This window comes from Paraburkholderia sp. DD10, assembly GCF_049177125.1.
Taxonomy (GTDB): Bacteria; Pseudomonadota; Gammaproteobacteria; order Burkholderiales; family Burkholderiaceae; genus Paraburkholderia; species Paraburkholderia terricola.
In genome coordinates this window covers 2,600,819-2,615,677 of the sequence record NZ_CP185392.1, presented here as the reverse complement: position 1 = coordinate 2,615,677, position 14,859 = coordinate 2,600,819, and the positions used below count along the sequence as shown (strand labels likewise).

At 66.1% G+C, this 14,859-nt stretch carries 13 protein-coding genes; 7 read left to right on the top strand and 6 right to left on the bottom strand.

All coding sequences use genetic code 11. The features are described 5' to 3' along the window. Positions 1-40: 40 nt before the first annotated feature. Entirely contained in the window at positions 41-358 is a 318-nt protein-coding gene (locus tag ACOCG7_RS11915; RefSeq protein WP_073427270.1) for a DUF4148 domain-containing protein, read from the top strand. A 163-nt stretch (positions 359-521) separates the two neighbouring features. Here the strand turns inward: ACOCG7_RS11915 and ACOCG7_RS11910 are convergent, their stop codons facing one another. Further along, positions 522-1,268 (bottom strand): DUF2968 domain-containing protein, encoded by a 747-nt coding sequence (locus ACOCG7_RS11910; protein ID WP_154872582.1) that lies wholly within the window; start codon positions 1,266-1,268, stop codon positions 522-524. Positions 1,269-1,433: 165 nt separating this feature from the next. Next, positions 1,434-1,754, bottom strand: a complete 321-nt coding sequence (locus ACOCG7_RS11905) for a hypothetical protein (protein ID WP_073427272.1) — start codon at positions 1,752-1,754, stop codon at positions 1,434-1,436. A 239-nt stretch (positions 1,755-1,993) separates the two neighbouring features. Here ACOCG7_RS11905 and ACOCG7_RS11900 point away from each other — a divergent pair, with 239 nt between their 5' ends. From ACOCG7_RS11900 to ltaE, 3 genes are all read left to right on the top strand, one after another. After that, positions 1,994-2,305: a cupin domain-containing protein gene (locus tag ACOCG7_RS11900; protein ID WP_073427273.1), complete on the top strand. Its 312-nt coding sequence runs from the start codon at positions 1,994-1,996 to the stop codon at positions 2,303-2,305. Between the two features lie 158 nt (positions 2,306-2,463). Then, entirely contained in the window at positions 2,464-3,234 is a 771-nt protein-coding gene (locus ACOCG7_RS11895; protein WP_154872583.1) for a peptidoglycan DD-metalloendopeptidase family protein, read from the top strand. A gap of 232 nt (positions 3,235-3,466) precedes the next feature. Next, the gene (gene ltaE / locus ACOCG7_RS11890; RefSeq protein WP_154872584.1) at positions 3,467-4,474 is read left to right on the top strand and encodes a low-specificity L-threonine aldolase; all 1,008 of its coding nucleotides are present in this window, start codon (positions 3,467-3,469) and stop codon (positions 4,472-4,474) included. A gap of 123 nt (positions 4,475-4,597) precedes the next feature. On the opposite strand, the gene ACOCG7_RS11885 is transcribed toward ltaE, so the two are convergent. Further along, on the bottom strand, positions 4,598-5,965 hold the full coding sequence (locus ACOCG7_RS11885) for an MFS transporter (RefSeq protein ID WP_083081273.1): 1,368 nt from the start codon (positions 5,963-5,965) through the stop codon (positions 4,598-4,600). 799 nt (positions 5,966-6,764) lie between these two features. On the opposite strand from ACOCG7_RS11885, the gene ACOCG7_RS11880 reads away from it, so the two are divergent. After that, positions 6,765-9,218 (top strand): glycogen/starch/alpha-glucan phosphorylase, encoded by a 2,454-nt coding sequence (locus ACOCG7_RS11880; RefSeq protein WP_073427277.1) that lies wholly within the window; start codon positions 6,765-6,767, stop codon positions 9,216-9,218. 123 nt (positions 9,219-9,341) lie between these two features. Here the strand turns inward: ACOCG7_RS11880 and ACOCG7_RS11875 are convergent, their stop codons facing one another. From ACOCG7_RS11875 to ACOCG7_RS11865, 3 genes are all read right to left on the bottom strand, one after another. Further along, the gene (locus ACOCG7_RS11875) at positions 9,342-10,433 is read right to left on the bottom strand and encodes a hypothetical protein (protein WP_421375588.1); all 1,092 of its coding nucleotides are present in this window, start codon (positions 10,431-10,433) and stop codon (positions 9,342-9,344) included. Between the two features lie 298 nt (positions 10,434-10,731). Continuing rightward, the gene (locus tag ACOCG7_RS11870) at positions 10,732-11,118 is read right to left on the bottom strand and encodes a DUF6232 family protein (RefSeq protein ID WP_421375586.1); all 387 of its coding nucleotides are present in this window, start codon (positions 11,116-11,118) and stop codon (positions 10,732-10,734) included. A gap of 137 nt (positions 11,119-11,255) precedes the next feature. Then, positions 11,256-11,873, bottom strand: coding sequence for a TetR/AcrR family transcriptional regulator (locus ACOCG7_RS11865; RefSeq protein ID WP_073427280.1), 618 nt, complete (start codon positions 11,871-11,873; stop codon positions 11,256-11,258). 237 nt (positions 11,874-12,110) lie between these two features. Here ACOCG7_RS11865 and ACOCG7_RS11860 point away from each other — a divergent pair, with 237 nt between their 5' ends. Together ACOCG7_RS11860 and ACOCG7_RS11855 are read left to right on the top strand one after the other, a co-directional pair. Continuing rightward, a complete protein-coding gene (locus tag ACOCG7_RS11860) occupies positions 12,111-13,619 on the top strand; it encodes an efflux transporter outer membrane subunit (RefSeq protein WP_421375584.1) in 1,509 nt (502 codons plus the stop codon). A gap of 16 nt (positions 13,620-13,635) precedes the next feature. After that, complete coding sequence (locus ACOCG7_RS11855) at positions 13,636-14,850, top strand: HlyD family efflux transporter periplasmic adaptor subunit (RefSeq protein WP_421375582.1); 1,215 nt, start codon at positions 13,636-13,638, stop codon at positions 14,848-14,850. Positions 14,851-14,859 lie beyond the last annotated feature (9 nt).

The following is a 14,859-nucleotide window of genomic DNA, read 5'->3' as shown; positions in this document are numbered from 1 at the left end:
AGCCCAAAGCGATTCAAAACAAGTTCTGGAGGTTTACATCATGAAGACGCTCATTTCCGCCGTTGTCGTCGCCGCCGCCCTGGCCGCTCCTGTCGCATCGTTTGCTCAATCGAATCAGCCGGTCACGCGCGCTCAAGTCCGCGCCGAACTGGTGCAACTCGAAAAGGCCGGCTACAACCCCACGGGCGATCACATCGACTACCCGGCTAACCTGCAAGCCGCGCAAGCACGTGTCGATGCGCAAAACGGCACCACTCAAGCGGTCAACAGCGGCTACGGCGCGCCGATCGCCGGCAGCTCGCAAGCCGGCCGTCCGGTGAGCGGCAACGACCGTAACTCGGTCTACTTCGGCAACTGATTCGCGCTGAAGAGACTTGTAGAAACACCGCCGTCAACAGGCGGTGCGCGTTAATAAAAACGCCGACCGGTTTTGCCGGCCGGCGTTTTGCTTTTTGTCGTTTGCAGCGCTCGTCAACGCCGAGTCCCGCAGTCGGTTTCAAGCACCGGTTTCAAGCGCCGGTTCAGCGATTCGGCAGATGCGGAATCGCTTCATTGCTCGTCAGGCTGAGCTGGTGAATCTGCCGGTGCGCCTTGTTCAGATGCGCCTGCGCGGCCACGCGCTGCGCCTCGAGTTGCGACACTTCCTTGTGTACCTGATGCTGCCGGTTCGACACCGCATGCTCCTGCGCGCCGCGTCGCTGAAGATCGTTGCGCAGCCTTTCGGCCTGCGCCTCGGAGCGAGCGATCAGGCGCGCCAACTGTTCGTTCTGCGCTTCCAGTTGCGCGCGGCGCGTTTCGCCTTCCGAGAGCCGCGTCGCCTGTTCCTCGAAATGAAGGAAGGCGGTTTCGGCGGCTTCGAGATCGGCGGCCTTGAGCGCGCGCCACAGCGAGCCGTCCTGATACAGCGCGACGTAGTACGTCAGCTCCTTCGCGTGGAACAGCAGGCTGACCGAGTAGTCGAAGCTGCGGAAAACCCGGAACGGCGTCAGCGCTTCCTCCTCGGCGAGCCATTCGATGTCTGCCGTATCGGCGATCTGCACGCCGCGCGCGCTGACCTGCGACGGCACCACCTGCACTTGCCGCAAGGTCGTCACCGGACGCATGGGCGTGGGCGTCGGCGGTGCCCCGGGCGTGACGCCGGCCGCCGCGGCCAGCGCCGCTTCTTCCCTGTCGTCGGGCGAGACGCGGGCGGCGGTGTTTTCCCGCTCGATCTGCACGAGATGCGATGGGCCTGTCAGCACGCTGCGGCGGTTCAGGAAAGTTTTCACGGCGGTTCCTCCGGTTGACTCGCTACAACCCGCGAATGGCGCCGACGGTGAAACTGCCGGCTGCTCCGCGGTGCGAGCGGTGAGCGAAATCTGGCGGACCGGCGACGTTGTCGGCGGGACGCCGGCCGTGCGCGGGCAGCGCGGATGCGAGCCGCGAGCGCGGGCCTAATGCAGCGTACGTTGCCGGCGGGCGATGTCCTCGAACAGCGCGTCGCTCGGCTCCAGGGCAAGCAGCCAGGACTCGTCGTAGCCGCTCAGATTGTCGAGCGCCTCGCGCAGCCGCTCGATCGCGACGGCGGGAATCTCGACGCTCGCCTGCACGCCGCTCGACAACCTCGCGATGCTCGCCAACTGCACCAGCGCGTCGGCGGCCTCGGCCACGTCCGCGGCAAAAACCAGGTGCGTGTTCAGCAACTCGACCAAACCGGGCGATGACGTCACATCGTCGACGTTGAGCTGCACGGCCAGAAAGGTGGCGTTGTTCATCCTCAAATTCCTCGCGAGATTCGTGGTTCGCCGGCAGGCGTCTTGCATATTTGACTGAGTATAGGCGAGGGTCCGGATGATTCAATGCTCACAGGAATGAAGCCCGCCTGGCCGGGCGCGCCAATCCCTGGACCTTATAATGGGGCCAGCAGAAACGCCGGATCGCGGCGGGGCGGGCCGCCCGTCATGCCCGCCGCATGATGAACCACGGCGTTGCATTTTTTCGAGCATCCATTGCCATGAAGATCATTCGCAGCAAGAGCTTCACCGCGACGCGCGCCTGGGGCGCGCTCGATATCGCCAACATGGGCGGCATCACGACGCGCCTGCACTGGACCGACCAGCCGTACAAGTGGCACGTCAACGACGGCGAGGAAGTGTTCGCCGTGCTCGACGGTCGCGTGGAGATGCGCTACCGGGAAGGCGGCGTCGAGCAGTCGACCGTGCTGGAAACCGGCGATGTGTTCTACGCGTCGGTGGGTACGGAGCACGTGGCGCATCCGCTCGGCGCGGCGCGCATTCTGGTGGTGGAGGCGGAGGGCAGCGTGTGAGCGCCCATGCGGCGACGCCGTGTCGCCGCGGTTGCAAACGTAGCCGGCGGCATAATGGCGGGTTGCCGCTCACGCCCGCGCCCACGCCCGCGCGCCGGGCGGCACGGCAAATGCTGGGCTGATTGAATCCGATTGAATCAACATGTCGAGGACATCACATGACAGGACACTGGCGATTGACGGGGACCCGAATGCTGACCGTGGTCGCGCTCGGCGCGATGTTCACGGGCTGTACGAGCATGCCGTGGGACAGCACGCCGTTCTATGGCAATGCGCCCGCCCGCCCGACCACCCTCAACACGGTCCCGGTGCCGGCCGGTTTCTATCGCGTCAATCCGGGCGATACGCTGGCGGGCATCGCCTCGGCGTATGGGCATAAGCCGCAGGATATCGCCGCGTGGAACGGGCTCGCCGCGAACGCCATCGTCAATCCGGGCCAGGTGCTGCGCGTGTCTCCGCCGATGGCGTCCGGCAGTGTCGTGACGCCGCCTGTCGGCGTCGCCGGTCCGAATGCGCCGGCCGCGCCGGCCGGCCCCACGGCTTCCGGCGCGCCGCAACAAGGCGTGCTGCTGTGGCCGCTGCGTGGACCGGTGCTGAAAACGTTCGCGCCCGGCAGATCGAACGGCATCGTGATCGGCGGCCGTCCCGGCGATCCGGTCAAGGCGGCCGCCACCGGCCGCGTGGTCTATGCGGGCACGGGCATCGAAGCGTACGGTCCGCTCATCATCATCAAGCACGACGACTCCCTGATCACCGCCTACGGGCAGAACAGCACGCTGCTCGTCAAGGAAGGCGACGCGGTCGCGCAAGGGCAAACCATCGGCGAAGTCGGGGTGGACGGCCGCGGCGTGGCGTCGATCCAGTTCGAGGTCCGCCAGAACGGCCAACCCGTCGATCCGCTGGCGTGGCTGCCGAGGTCGGGCGGGTAAGCGAAGTGCAAGGTTCTGCTCGCCCGAGCCCGGCTGGGCCAGGGCGAGGGCGAGGGCGAGGGTGAGGGCGGCATGAGCGTGCGGCACGCGAGAACTTGCGCCATGCGTCACCCCTTCAGCGTGAGTCCAGGCGCTGCGTCGCTTAAATAATTTGAATACACTGTGTGGCTTCGCAGCCGGCGCGCCGGCTGCGATCGGCTGTCATCCCTAGATAGACGCACAGGAATTCACCATGATCGATTTGCGCAGCGATACCGTAACCCGTCCGACCCCGGCCATGCTCGCGGCCATGTCGGCTGCCGAAGTGGGCGACGACGTCTGGGGCGACGACCCCACCGTGCTGCGCCTGCAGGCAAGCGTCGCGGAGCGCGCCGGCAAGGAGGCGGGGCTGTTCTTCCCGAGCGGCACGCAAAGCAATCTGGCGGCGTTGATGGCGCACTGCGCGCGCGGCGACGAATACATCGTCGGGCAACTGGCGCACACCTATAAGTACGAGGGCGGCGGCGCGGCGGTCCTCGGCAGCATCCAGCCGCAGCCGCTCGAAAACGCCGCCGACGGTTCGATCCCGCTCGACAAGATCGCCGCCGCGATCAAGCCGATCGACAACCACTTCGCGCGCACGCGCCTGCTGGCGCTGGAGAACACCATCGGCGGCAAGGTGCTGCCCGAGGGGTATGTCGCCGAGGCGGTGCAACTCGCGCGTCAACGCGGCCTGTCGGCCCACCTCGACGGCGCGCGCGTCTACAACGCGGCGGTCGCGTCGGGCAAGCCGGTCGCGGCGCTGTGCGAGCCGTTCGATTCGGTCTCGATCTGTTTCTCGAAGGGGCTCGGCGCGCCGGTGGGCTCGGTGCTGGTCGGCAGCCACGCGCTGATCGAGGTGGCGCACCGCTGGCGCAAGGTGCTGGGCGGCGGCATGCGCCAGGCCGGCGTGCTGGCGGCGGCGTGCCTGTACGCGCTGGATCACAACGTCGAGCGTCTCGCCGACGACCACGCGAACGCCGCCCACCTGGCGGCCGGGCTCGAAGCGATCGAGCCGGTCAAGGTGCAGTCGGTCGCGACCAACATGGTGTTCGCGCAGTTTCCGCAGCAGCATTGCGCGCCGCTCGAAGCGTGGCTGAAGGAGCGCGGCATTCTCACGCAGATGCTGTACGCGTCGCGATTCGTCACGCACAAGGATGTGTCGCGTGCCGATATCGATACGTTTGTCGCCGCGGTGAAGGGGTATTTCGCGGCGCGGTGAGCGAAGAGACGCATGCTTCTCGAGGCCGGGATCTGAAAAGTCCGCCGGGAGGAACCGTTATCCGAACGAGAGCATGAGCATTCAAAAGCGGGCGCACTGTCACAGCAGTACGCCCGCTTTTTCTTATTTCGCCGACGCTTGCACATGCGCCCCCGCGCGATGCGACGGCGCCAGCAGCCGCAGTCCGCTCGCGAGGCTCGCCGCGCCGGCGAAGAAGGCGCCGGCCGCCAGCGCGAGCGTCGGACCATGCCGTCCGGCGATACCGAAGCTCAACGCGACGAGCGCCGCGCCGGTGGTTTGCCCGAGCAGCCGCGCGGTCGCGACGATTCCGCTGGCGCCGCCGCTGCGCTCGGGCGGCGCGCTCGCCATCAACGCCTTCAGGTTCGGCGATTGAAAGAAGCCGAAGCCCGCGCCGCAGATCGCCATGCGGATGCCGATGTCGAGCACGTGCGGATGCACCGGCAAGAGCGCGAGCGACGCCATTCCCGCCGACATCACCGCGAGGCCGATCGCGCCTAGCAGTCCGGGCGGATAGCGGTCGGACAGACCGCCCGCCAGCGGCGCGGCCAACGCCACCACCACCGGCCACGGCGTCATCAGGAAACCAGTCTCGACCTGGCTGCGATGCAGCACGTCCTCGAAGTAAAAGGGCAGCGAGACGAACGCGAGCCCTTGCGCGGCGAACGAGCACACGGCGGTCAGCGCGGACAACGCGAACACCGGCCGCTTGAACAGATCGACGGGCAGCATCGGCGCCGGATGACCCGTTTCACGCCGGATCAGCAACAGCCCGAATATCACGGCGACCGCCGCCGCGCTCAGCACGACTTGCGCCGGCGCGCGCTGGGCCGCCTCGCCGAGCGCGAAGATCAGCGCGGCAAAGGTGATGACGTTGAGCAGCGCCGCGACCGGGTCGAAGTTGTGCGTGCCGCGTTCCGTGTGCGGCAACGCGGGCCACGCGAAGCCCAACGCCAGTAGGCCGAGCGGCACGTTGACCGCGAACAGCCACGGCCATGCGGCCACAGAAAGAATCAGCGATGCCACCGTCGGCCCGACCGCGAACGACACGCCGACGATCAGCGCGTTGGTGCCGAGGCCGCGCCCGAGCCGATGCGGCGGATAAAGATAGCGGATCAGCGCGGTGTTGACGCTCATGATCGCGCTCGCGCCGAGCCCTTGCAGCACGCGCGCGGCGGTGAGCATCGGCAGCGTCGAGGCGAGCGAGCAGACGAGCGACGCCAGCGTGAACAGCGCGATGCCGCCGATATAAATCCGCCGATGCCCGACGATGTCGCCGAGCGCCGCGAGCGGCAACAGCGTCGCGACCATCGCGAGCTGATACGCGTTGATGATCCACACCGACGCCGCGGGCGCGGCGTGCAAGTCCGCCGCGATGGCGGGCAAGGCGGTGTTGGCGATCGCGGTGTCGAGCGTGGCGAGCGCGACCGCGAGCATGATCGCGGCCATCGCGCGGCGGTTGGCGGCGGACATGGGGCCGTCTGCCGGAAGGATTGGGACGGCGGTGGCGCTGTTCTCTGACAAGGCGTGGCTCGGCGGGTAGGCATGCCGATGCGCGGCATGGTCGAGGATGCGGCGCGCAGGTGGCAGGGTTACGTGGAGAGGCGCGCGCATGACCCAGGTGCAGCGTTCGAGGCGAGCCGCGCGGCGAATGTAGCGATTGTTACAGAGTCGTGGAAATCGTGCTGGGAGATGGGGAGATGGGGAGATGGGGAGATGGGGAGATGGGGAGATGGGGAGATGGGGAGATGGGGAGTGGAGGAAGTGGGCGGCGCGCGGTTGCGCCTTGCGCTGTTGCAACTAACGGCCAGGCCCGCCTCGCGTCCGCGAATCGGCGCGCGCGCCGCGCCATCGCAAGCCGCTTTGGCACAACCTGTCACTCAACGATGACAGCCCGATTCGAGCACGGCTTGCGGCGATCGGCTCATTCATCCCCGCGTCACCCATGCGGAAAATAATCGAACTGCGTTGCGCCCTATGCGCCCCATGCGCCCCATGCGCCCTTGACCGCCCGCAATCGTTTGCCTGCTTTGCGGGCCGATGCACGTGCGCAGTGCTGCGCCCGTGCCGCTTGCACCGCCTGCGTGCGCAAAACCCGCGCGCCGGCGGATGACGGCGGGCATGGCATGTGCGTGAACACGCGCTCGCGCTTGCCGGTGTCCGCGAGCCGTAAAATGTCCTACTCTCTTTTTTAACCCGCCTGACCGGCACGCGCCTCCCGCCCGTCATCTGTGCGGTCCGCGCATGCCGCGTCTTTTTACCGGAGGCTTCGATGACAGCCGTCGATCTGGAATTCGACCAGCTCAACAGTACCGTCGACGCGCTACGGCGCTCAATTTCCAATCGCATGATGTATGGCGTCGGCAAGGACGCCGTCACCGCCCATCCGCATGACTGGCTGCATGCCGCCGCGCTCGCCGTGCGCGACCGGCTGGTCGCGCGCTGGATGAAAACCACGCGCCTGCAATACGAACAGGACGTGAAACGCGTCTACTACCTGTCGATGGAATTCCTGATCGGCCGGACCTTCACGAACGCGCTGCTCGCGCTCGGCATCCACGATCAGATGAAGGAAGCGCTCGCGAGTCTCGGCGTGGACATGGAAGCGCTCACCGATATCGAGCCGGACGCCGCGCTCGGCAACGGCGGCCTGGGCCGGCTCGCGGCCTGCTTCCTCGATTCGATGGCGACGCTCGGCATTCCGGGCTTCGGCTACGGCATCCGTTACGAGTACGGCATGTTCCGTCAGGAAATCGTCAACGGCGAGCAGGTCGAGGCGCCGGACTACTGGCTGCGCGCGGGCAATCCGTGGGAGTTTCCGCGGCCCGAGATCAAGTACATGGTGCACTTCGGCGGGCGCACCGTGCAGCGTGGCGAACACGTGGAATGGATCGACACCGAGCACGTGAACGCGACCGCCTACGACACCGTCATCCCCGGTTATGCGACGGACGCGACCAATACGCTGCGCCTGTGGTCGGCGCGCGCGACCGACGAGCTCGACCTCGGCGCGTTCAATCGCGGCGACTACCGCAATGCGGTCGACACGAAGAACATGTCGGAGAACGTCTCGCGCCTGCTCTATCCCGACGACTCGACGCCCGCGGGCCGCGAACTGCGGCTGCGCCAGGAATATTTTTTCGTCTCGGCGACCATGCAGGATCTGATTCGCCGCTATCAGCGCACGCACAGCACCTTCGGGCGCTTCTCCGAAAAGGTCGCGGTGCATCTGAACGATACGCACCCGGTGCTCGCGATTCCCGAACTGATGCGTTTGCTCGTGGACGTTCATCACCTGCCGTGGGACAAGGCGTGGCATCACGTCACGAAGATCTTCTCGTACACGAACCACACGCTGATGCCCGAGGCGCTCGAAACATGGGACGTCGAGATGCTCGCGCGTCTGTTGCCGCGACATCTGGAGATCATCTTCGAGATCAACGCCGGCTTTCTCAAGCATGTGAGCGAGCAGTCGGGGCATGACGCCGAGATGATCCGCCGCATTTCGCTCGTCGACGAATATGGGCAGCGGCGCGTGCGAATGGCCTATCTGGCGATCGTCGCGAGCCACAAGGTGAACGGCGTCTCCAAGCTGCATTCGCAACTGATGACGCGCGACATCTTCGCCGACTTCGCGCGCATCTATCCGGACCGCTTCACCAACGTGACCAACGGCATCACGCCGCGCCGCTGGCTCGCGCAAGCGAGTCCGTCGCTGTCGTCGCTGATCGATCAGCAGATCGGCCGGCATTGGCGCAGCAATCTGTTCGACCTCGAACAACTGCGCGAGCTGCGCGGCGACAGCGCGTTCGTCGAGGCTTTCCGCGAGGCGAAGCGGCAGAACAAGCTGCGGCTCGTGCAGCGGCTCGCGCATCACACGAAGCTGCATTTCGATCCCGACGCGCTGTTCGATCTGCAGGTCAAGCGCATTCACGAATACAAGCGGCAACTGCTGAACGTGCTGCACGTGATCGTGCGCTACAACCAGATTCGCGCGAACCCCGAGCGCGACTGGGTGCCGCGCGTGGTGATGTTCGCGGGCAAGGCGGCGTCCGCGTACCGGATGGCGAAGACGATCATCAAGCTGATCGGCGACGTGGGGCAGACGATCAATCACGACCCGCTGGTGGGCGACCGCCTGAAGGTGGTGTTCGTGCCGAACTACGGCGTGAGCGTGGCGGAGCTGATCATTCCGGCGGCCGATCTGTCGGAGCAGATTTCGATGGCCGGCACGGAAGCGTCGGGCACCGGCAACATGAAACTGGCGCTCAACGGCGCGTTGACGATCGGCACGATGGACGGCGCGAACATCGAAATCTGCGACGCCGTGGGGCGCGAGAACATCTTCATCTTCGGCCACACCGCCGACGAAGTGGACAGTCTGCGCGCCACCGGCTACCGGCCGCGGCAACTCTACGAGGAAAATCCCGAGCTACGCATGGCGCTCGACCAGATCCGCACGGGTTTTTTCTCGCCTGACGATCCGCTGCGCTTTTCGGACATCTTTCACACGCTGGTCGACTGGGGCGATCACTACATGGTGCTCGCCGACTTCGCCGCCTTCGCCAAGGCTCAGCGCGAAGTGGATGCGCGCTTCGTCGACAAACGCGCGTGGACTGAAAGCGCGATCGAGAACGTCGCGGGCATGGGGCAGTTTTCGTCGGACCGCACGATCGGCGAATATGCGCGCGATATCTGGCGGGTGAGTCCGCTCGACATGGCGTGATTTGAAGGCAGGGTTGCGCGGATTGTGTTCCGCGCGCTCGCATGAAAAACAAAGGCCGTGCGATTTTGCGCACGGCCTTTGTTCTTTATCGCTCGCCGAATATCGCCGAGCGTTGACCGAATGTCACTGCACGAGCGTCTCGGTCTCGCTCGCGGCATACAGGCCCAACTGCCCGCGCGGGAAATCGAACAGCACGTCGATGTTCTGCATGCCCATCAGGCCGATCACGATACGGTTGGCGCCCGGCTTTGCCTTGACGATCTCGACTTGCGCGTCCTGATAGCGATGCAGCCATTTGCCCGTGCCGAGCGCCACGTTGTAGTTGCCCTGATTGAGCACCTTGCCCACTTCGTCGTCACCGGTCCAGTTCGGCGCCTTGTCCATTTCGACGCGGATCATCTGCGTGCTGGCGGTGGCGAACACCAGCGGCGCGCAAAAGGTCATCTTGTCGCCGACGTTCACGCAGGCTCGCGGCCATTGCGCCGTGCCGTCTTTCGAGACCGTCATCGGCACCATCGTGTAGTCCTTCGTGAGCGCGTTCGACGGACTCAGCACCAGATACGGCTTGGTGAAGTTCGCATGCACCAGGTACCGCTGACCGATGTTGCCGGGCAATGCGCGCAGCGGTTGCGTGCAGCAGTTGTCGTCCGCTTGAGCCGCGCCGACGCCGAACAGGCCCGAGAACGCCCAGCCGAATTCGGCGGTGTAGCCGTCCATTCCCACGCAGCGCCGCGCGTTTTCCTGGCACTTCACCTGGTCGACCGCCTGCGCGTCGATCTGCGCCGGCTTCGTACCCGCGATGCTGAATGGCACCTTGACCGCCGCGCCGGAAATCTGCGCGCCGTTCGTGAGCGGCAGCGAACTCGCCGGGCCGGCATTCGGATAGCTCCTGCCGGGCAGGACCGACTTCAACACGCGCACGCCTTGTGTGCCGGTATCGAGCGCCAGATACACCGGCTTGCCGTCGATCTGGACAGGCAGGCCGAGGCGTGCGTGACCCTGATCGGCGCGTTCCACTTGCAGCGGAATCAGCAGGCCGTCGTTGCCGTTGTTGATCAGCGCGGCAGTCGAGGCGGGCGGGGTGGGAACCGGGAACGTCGTGGAGCAGCCGCTCAGCGCGACGAGCGCGCCGGTGACGGCGAGCGCCGCGGCGCCCAGATGACGGAAACGATGAAGCGGGTGCCGGCGTGCGGCATCGGGAGACGACAGGGACATAGGATCACGCTTTGCAAAAATGCGGGTCCCTGGCGAAGGCGATGCATCGTGAGCTGACCGGTAGACGGCACTGAGACAGCACGGGCGGCAATCTCGATGGATTGCCGCAGTGTCAAGCGGGGAAACCGGGACGCTTGCGGGGCCTGCGGGGCGGGAACACGCGATGAGAGGAGCGGCGACTCTACACGGCCACCCAAGCTCAATTGCAAAGATGTGTCGACGCTTGCGGCTGAGCCGCGCGGCTGGCGACGCGCCTGCGCAAACATTGATCCAGGTCAAGCATCCCGTGGACGACGACTCAAGCGTTAGGCGTTGCCTCTGCCTTTGCTTCGTCCACGGCCGCGCCGACGCGCTCGACGAACTCGCGATCGGTGCTCGACAGCGCCTCACGCTCGCCGTTGGCGGTTTGCACCATCAGACGATGCGTGACGTCCTGGGTCAGCCACGTGAGCCAGCCCACCACGATCAGCATCGTGCCGCAGACCATGCCCGCCGGCGAGTTCAGAATCCCGCCGGCAAGCGCGCCGACGACACCGACGAGCGAGATCGCGCGCGGCAAGACCTTGTTCTTCTGCACGGTGACGACCTGCACGCTCACGATGTCGCGCAGCGGAAAAACCTGACCGGCGGACGAGAGTGCGTTGCGCGTGACCGACACGCCACGATCATTGAAGGGAGTTTCCATCGAGTTCGATGCAAGCAGTTGCGAAGGGCGCAGCGTACCAGACTTTGAACGCCGGAAATCGTGCGACTTTCTCGCCGCCGCTACCGGCCGAACGGCAGGAAGAGCCCATCAGGATGCCGGGTTTCGGAGGACCGGGCCTAGCGGCTTTTTTCGGTGCTGCCGCCATAGGCAGCCATGAAAACGTCCAGCGCCCGGTTCACCACTTGCGTAATGTTGCGTGCCGACGTGTCCGTCGGCACGCCGAGAAGACATAGCTCGGCCAGCTCGGCTTCGAATAGCGCGCGAAGATGCGCCGTCGCGACCGTGACATTGCATTTGCGCAAGTGGCCCGCTTCGCACGACTGCTGCAGGAAGTTCGCCACCGTTTGCCAGCCGAGTTTCGGTCCGCGTTCGTAAAACAGCGCGCCCACATGCGAGCGGCCGCCTTCATGAATGGCGAGGCGCCGTACCGCGAGCAACTGCGGCTTGAGGATGGCGATCAGATAGTGCTTGCCGAAGCTCGTCAGCGCCTCGCGGATCGGCACCGATGTCTTGAGCAGCGCGAACGCCCCTTTGATTTCGTGCGCGGCGCACTCGTGCATCACTTCGAAGAACATCTCTTCCTTCGACTGGAAATAGCCGTACAGCGTCGCCTTGGACGCGCCGGCCCGCGCCGCGATGTCGGACATCGACGCCTGCTCGAAGCTTGTTTCGCTGAACACCTCAAATGCGGCGTCGACGATCGCCTGCCGCTTTTCTTCCGTTTTCTTTCTCATTCCCGAGGCTTTCCTGTGCTTTGCCGGAAGGTTCATGAAATCTGTCCGTGCGTGATGTTACCAAAGGCCGTTGCCGGACTTCGCCCCTCAAAACTGAACCGGTCAGTTTATTTTAGTTGACACGCCAACATCCGCATAACTAAACTGCACGGTATTGTTTAAGATGAGACTGAGATCGTGAAAGAAACTGCGGTAATCGGAGAGAGGGCGCGTTCGGCACGAACCACGAAGCCGGTCATGACGCTTGTCGCGGCGCTTGTCGTCAGCGTGCTGGCGAGCGCATGCGCGCAATTTCCCGACATGCCGCCAAAGCCGTCGCCAAAGGATGCGGGCCGCTACGAGAGCGCGCGCAGTTTCGGCACGGGCGCGGGCGAGCGCGCGCCATCCACATGGCCCACGGAACAGTGGTGGCTGCGCTACAACGATGCGCAGTTGAACGCGCTGATCGCCGAAGCGTTAAAGGGCGAGCCGACCCTGGCGACCGCGCAGGCGCGTCTGCACAATGCAGAAGCGTCGGCGCAGGAAGCGGGCGCCGCGCTGTTGCCTGAAGTCAGCGCGCAAGGGTCGGTCGAAAAGCAGAAGCAGAGTTACAACAACGGCGTGCCGCCCGCCTTCGTGCCGCGCGGCTGGCGTCCATACGGCTCTGCCGAACTCAACTTCAGCTACGAGATCGACTTCTGGGGTAAGAATCGCGCGTCGCTTGCCGCCGCCACGTCGGAGCTCGACGCGGCGCGCGCCGATGCCGCCCAGGCTCGCATGGTGCTGGCGGCGTCGATTGCCGATGCGTATGCGGATCTCGCGCGCCAGTTCGCCGAACGCGACAGCGCGGAAGCGGCGGTCAAGGTACGCACGCAGTCCGCGCAACTGTTCGCCGAACGCTTTGCCAACGGACTGGAGACGCAGGCCGGCGTCAAGCAGGCGGAATCGAAGCAGCAAAGCGCGCGCGCCGATCTTTTCGAACTCGACGAATCGATCGCGCTCACCCGCAACCGGATTGCCGCGCTGATGGGCGACGGTCCCGACCGTGGCCTCGCCATCGGCCGTCCGGCGGTGGATCTGGCGCAGCCGGCCGGCATGCCCGCCGACCTCGCGCTCGGCCTGCTGGGCCGCCGTCCCGACGTCGTGATCGCCCGCTTGCGCGCGGAAGCGGCGAGCAAGCGGATCGACGTCGCCAAGGCCGGCTTCTATCCGAACGTGAACCTCTCCGCGATGATCGGCTTCCAGTCGCTCGGCCTGAACATGCTGACGCGCGCGGGATCGGCGGTCGGCAATGTCGGCCCGGCCGTCACGCTGCCCATCTTCAACGGCGGCCGCTTGCGCGGCGAGTTGCGCGGCGCGCGCGCGAATTACGAGGAAGCCGTCGCCAACTACGACGAAACGCTGACCAAGGCGCTGCGCGACGTCGCCGATGTCGCCGTCAGCAAACGCGCGCTCACCGACCGGTTGCAGGCGACGCAAGCGTCGTACGACGCGGCCGCGCAATCGCATCGCGTGGCGCTCGAGCGCTATCAGGGCGGACTGTCCGGCTATCTCGACGTGCTGAGCGCCGCCGACACGCTGGTGAGCGCGGAGCGCCAGCTCGCCGACATGCGCTCGCGCACCTTCACGCTCGACGTTTCGCTCGTGCGCGCGCTCGGCGGCGGTTATCAGGTTGACGCGCAGGCCAACGCACCGGCCAATGCACCAACCACCGCGCCGTCCGCCGCCGCAACGAACCCCCAAGCGAATCCGAAAAATCAAAGCTGATCCCAAGGACCAGAACATGTCTCAAAGCCATTCCCCCGCGGCCGACGCGCCGTCCATGCCGAGCGCCGACCATTCGACCTATGCCGGCGAGAAGACCGCGACGGCCGCCGCGCCCGTCGCTCGCCGCCAGAAGCTGTTCGCCTTGCTGGGCGCGGTCATCGTGCTGGCCGGTCTCGCTTATGGCGGCTACTGGTACTTCATCGGCTCGCGTTACGTGTCGACCGACAACGCGTACACCGCGGCCGAAATCGCGTCGATTACGCCGTCGGTGAGCGGCATCGTGCAGCGCGTCGCCGCGGTCGACACGCAGCATGTCCGCAAGGGCGACGTGCTCGTCGTGATCGACGACACCGATGCGAAGCTCGCGCTCGAACAGGCCGAAGCCGAAGTGGGGCGCGCCGAGCGCAAGGTGCGCGGCTACCTCGCGACCGACGCCGGGCTCGCCGCCCAGGTGGCGGCGCGCGCCGCCGACGAAGCGCGCATGAACGCGCAAATCGCGTCGGCCAAGGCCGACTTCGACCGCGCGGCGATCGATCTGAAGCGCCGCGAAGCGCTCGCGCATTCCGGCTCGGTGTCCGGGGAGGAACTCAGCAACGCGCAGACCTCGTTCGCGAGCGCCCAGGCGGCGCTGATGGCGGCCCGCGCCAACGCCTTGCAGGCGCAGGCGAGCCGTGCGGCGGCCATCGGTTCACAGGACGCCAACAAGGTGCTGTTCGCCGACACCACCGTCGACACCAATCCCGAAGTGCTGCTCGCACGCGCCAAGCGGGACCAGGCGCGCGTCGATCTGCAACGCACGGTGTTGCGTGCGCCGGTCGACGGCGTCGTCGCGCGCCGCCAGGTGCAGGTGGGTCAGCGGGTCGAGCCGGGCGCGTCGCTGCTGTCCGTCGTGCCGGTGGATTCGCTGCACGTCGACGCGAATTTCAAGGAAGTTCAGCTCGACAAGGTGCGCATCGGTCAGCCGGTGGAACTGACGTCCGACCTGTACGGCGGCAAGGTCGTCTATCACGGCAAGGTCGCCGGACTGGCCGGCGGCGCGGGTTCCGCGTTCGCGATGATTCCCGCGCAGAACGCGACCGGCAACTGGATCAAGGTGGTCCAGCGGCTACCGGTGCGGGTCGCGATCGACCCGGCCGATCTGCGCGCGCATCCGCTGGGCGTCGGCTTGTCGATGGAAGCGACCGTGGATACGCGCGACGGCGGCGACAACAACGCGACGCCCGCAAGCTGAGGCCGCGCC

Coding starts and splice junctions, on each gene's coding strand:
- ACOCG7_RS11915 (WP_073427270.1), top strand. CDS start 41: ATGAAGACGCTCATTTCCGCCGTTGTCGTCGCCGCCGCCCTGGCCGCT.
- ACOCG7_RS11905 (WP_073427272.1), bottom strand. CDS start 1,754: ATGAACAACGCCACCTTTCTGGCCGTGCAGCTCAACGTCGACGATGTG.
- ACOCG7_RS11900 (WP_073427273.1), top strand. CDS start 1,994: ATGAAGATCATTCGCAGCAAGAGCTTCACCGCGACGCGCGCCTGGGGC.
- ACOCG7_RS11895 (WP_154872583.1), top strand. CDS start 2,464: ATGACAGGACACTGGCGATTGACGGGGACCCGAATGCTGACCGTGGTC.
- ltaE (WP_154872584.1), top strand. CDS start 3,467: ATGATCGATTTGCGCAGCGATACCGTAACCCGTCCGACCCCGGCCATG.
- ACOCG7_RS11885 (WP_083081273.1), bottom strand. CDS start 5,965: ATGTCCGCCGCCAACCGCCGCGCGATGGCCGCGATCATGCTCGCGGTC.
- ACOCG7_RS11880 (WP_073427277.1), top strand. CDS start 6,765: ATGACAGCCGTCGATCTGGAATTCGACCAGCTCAACAGTACCGTCGAC.
- ACOCG7_RS11875 (WP_421375588.1), bottom strand. CDS start 10,433: ATGTCCCTGTCGTCTCCCGATGCCGCACGCCGGCACCCGCTTCATCGT.
- ACOCG7_RS11870 (WP_421375586.1), bottom strand. CDS start 11,118: ATGGAAACTCCCTTCAATGATCGTGGCGTGTCGGTCACGCGCAACGCA.
- ACOCG7_RS11865 (WP_073427280.1), bottom strand. CDS start 11,873: ATGAGAAAGAAAACGGAAGAAAAGCGGCAGGCGATCGTCGACGCCGCA.
- ACOCG7_RS11860 (WP_421375584.1), top strand. CDS start 12,111: ATGACGCTTGTCGCGGCGCTTGTCGTCAGCGTGCTGGCGAGCGCATGC.
- ACOCG7_RS11855 (WP_421375582.1), top strand. CDS start 13,636: ATGTCTCAAAGCCATTCCCCCGCGGCCGACGCGCCGTCCATGCCGAGC.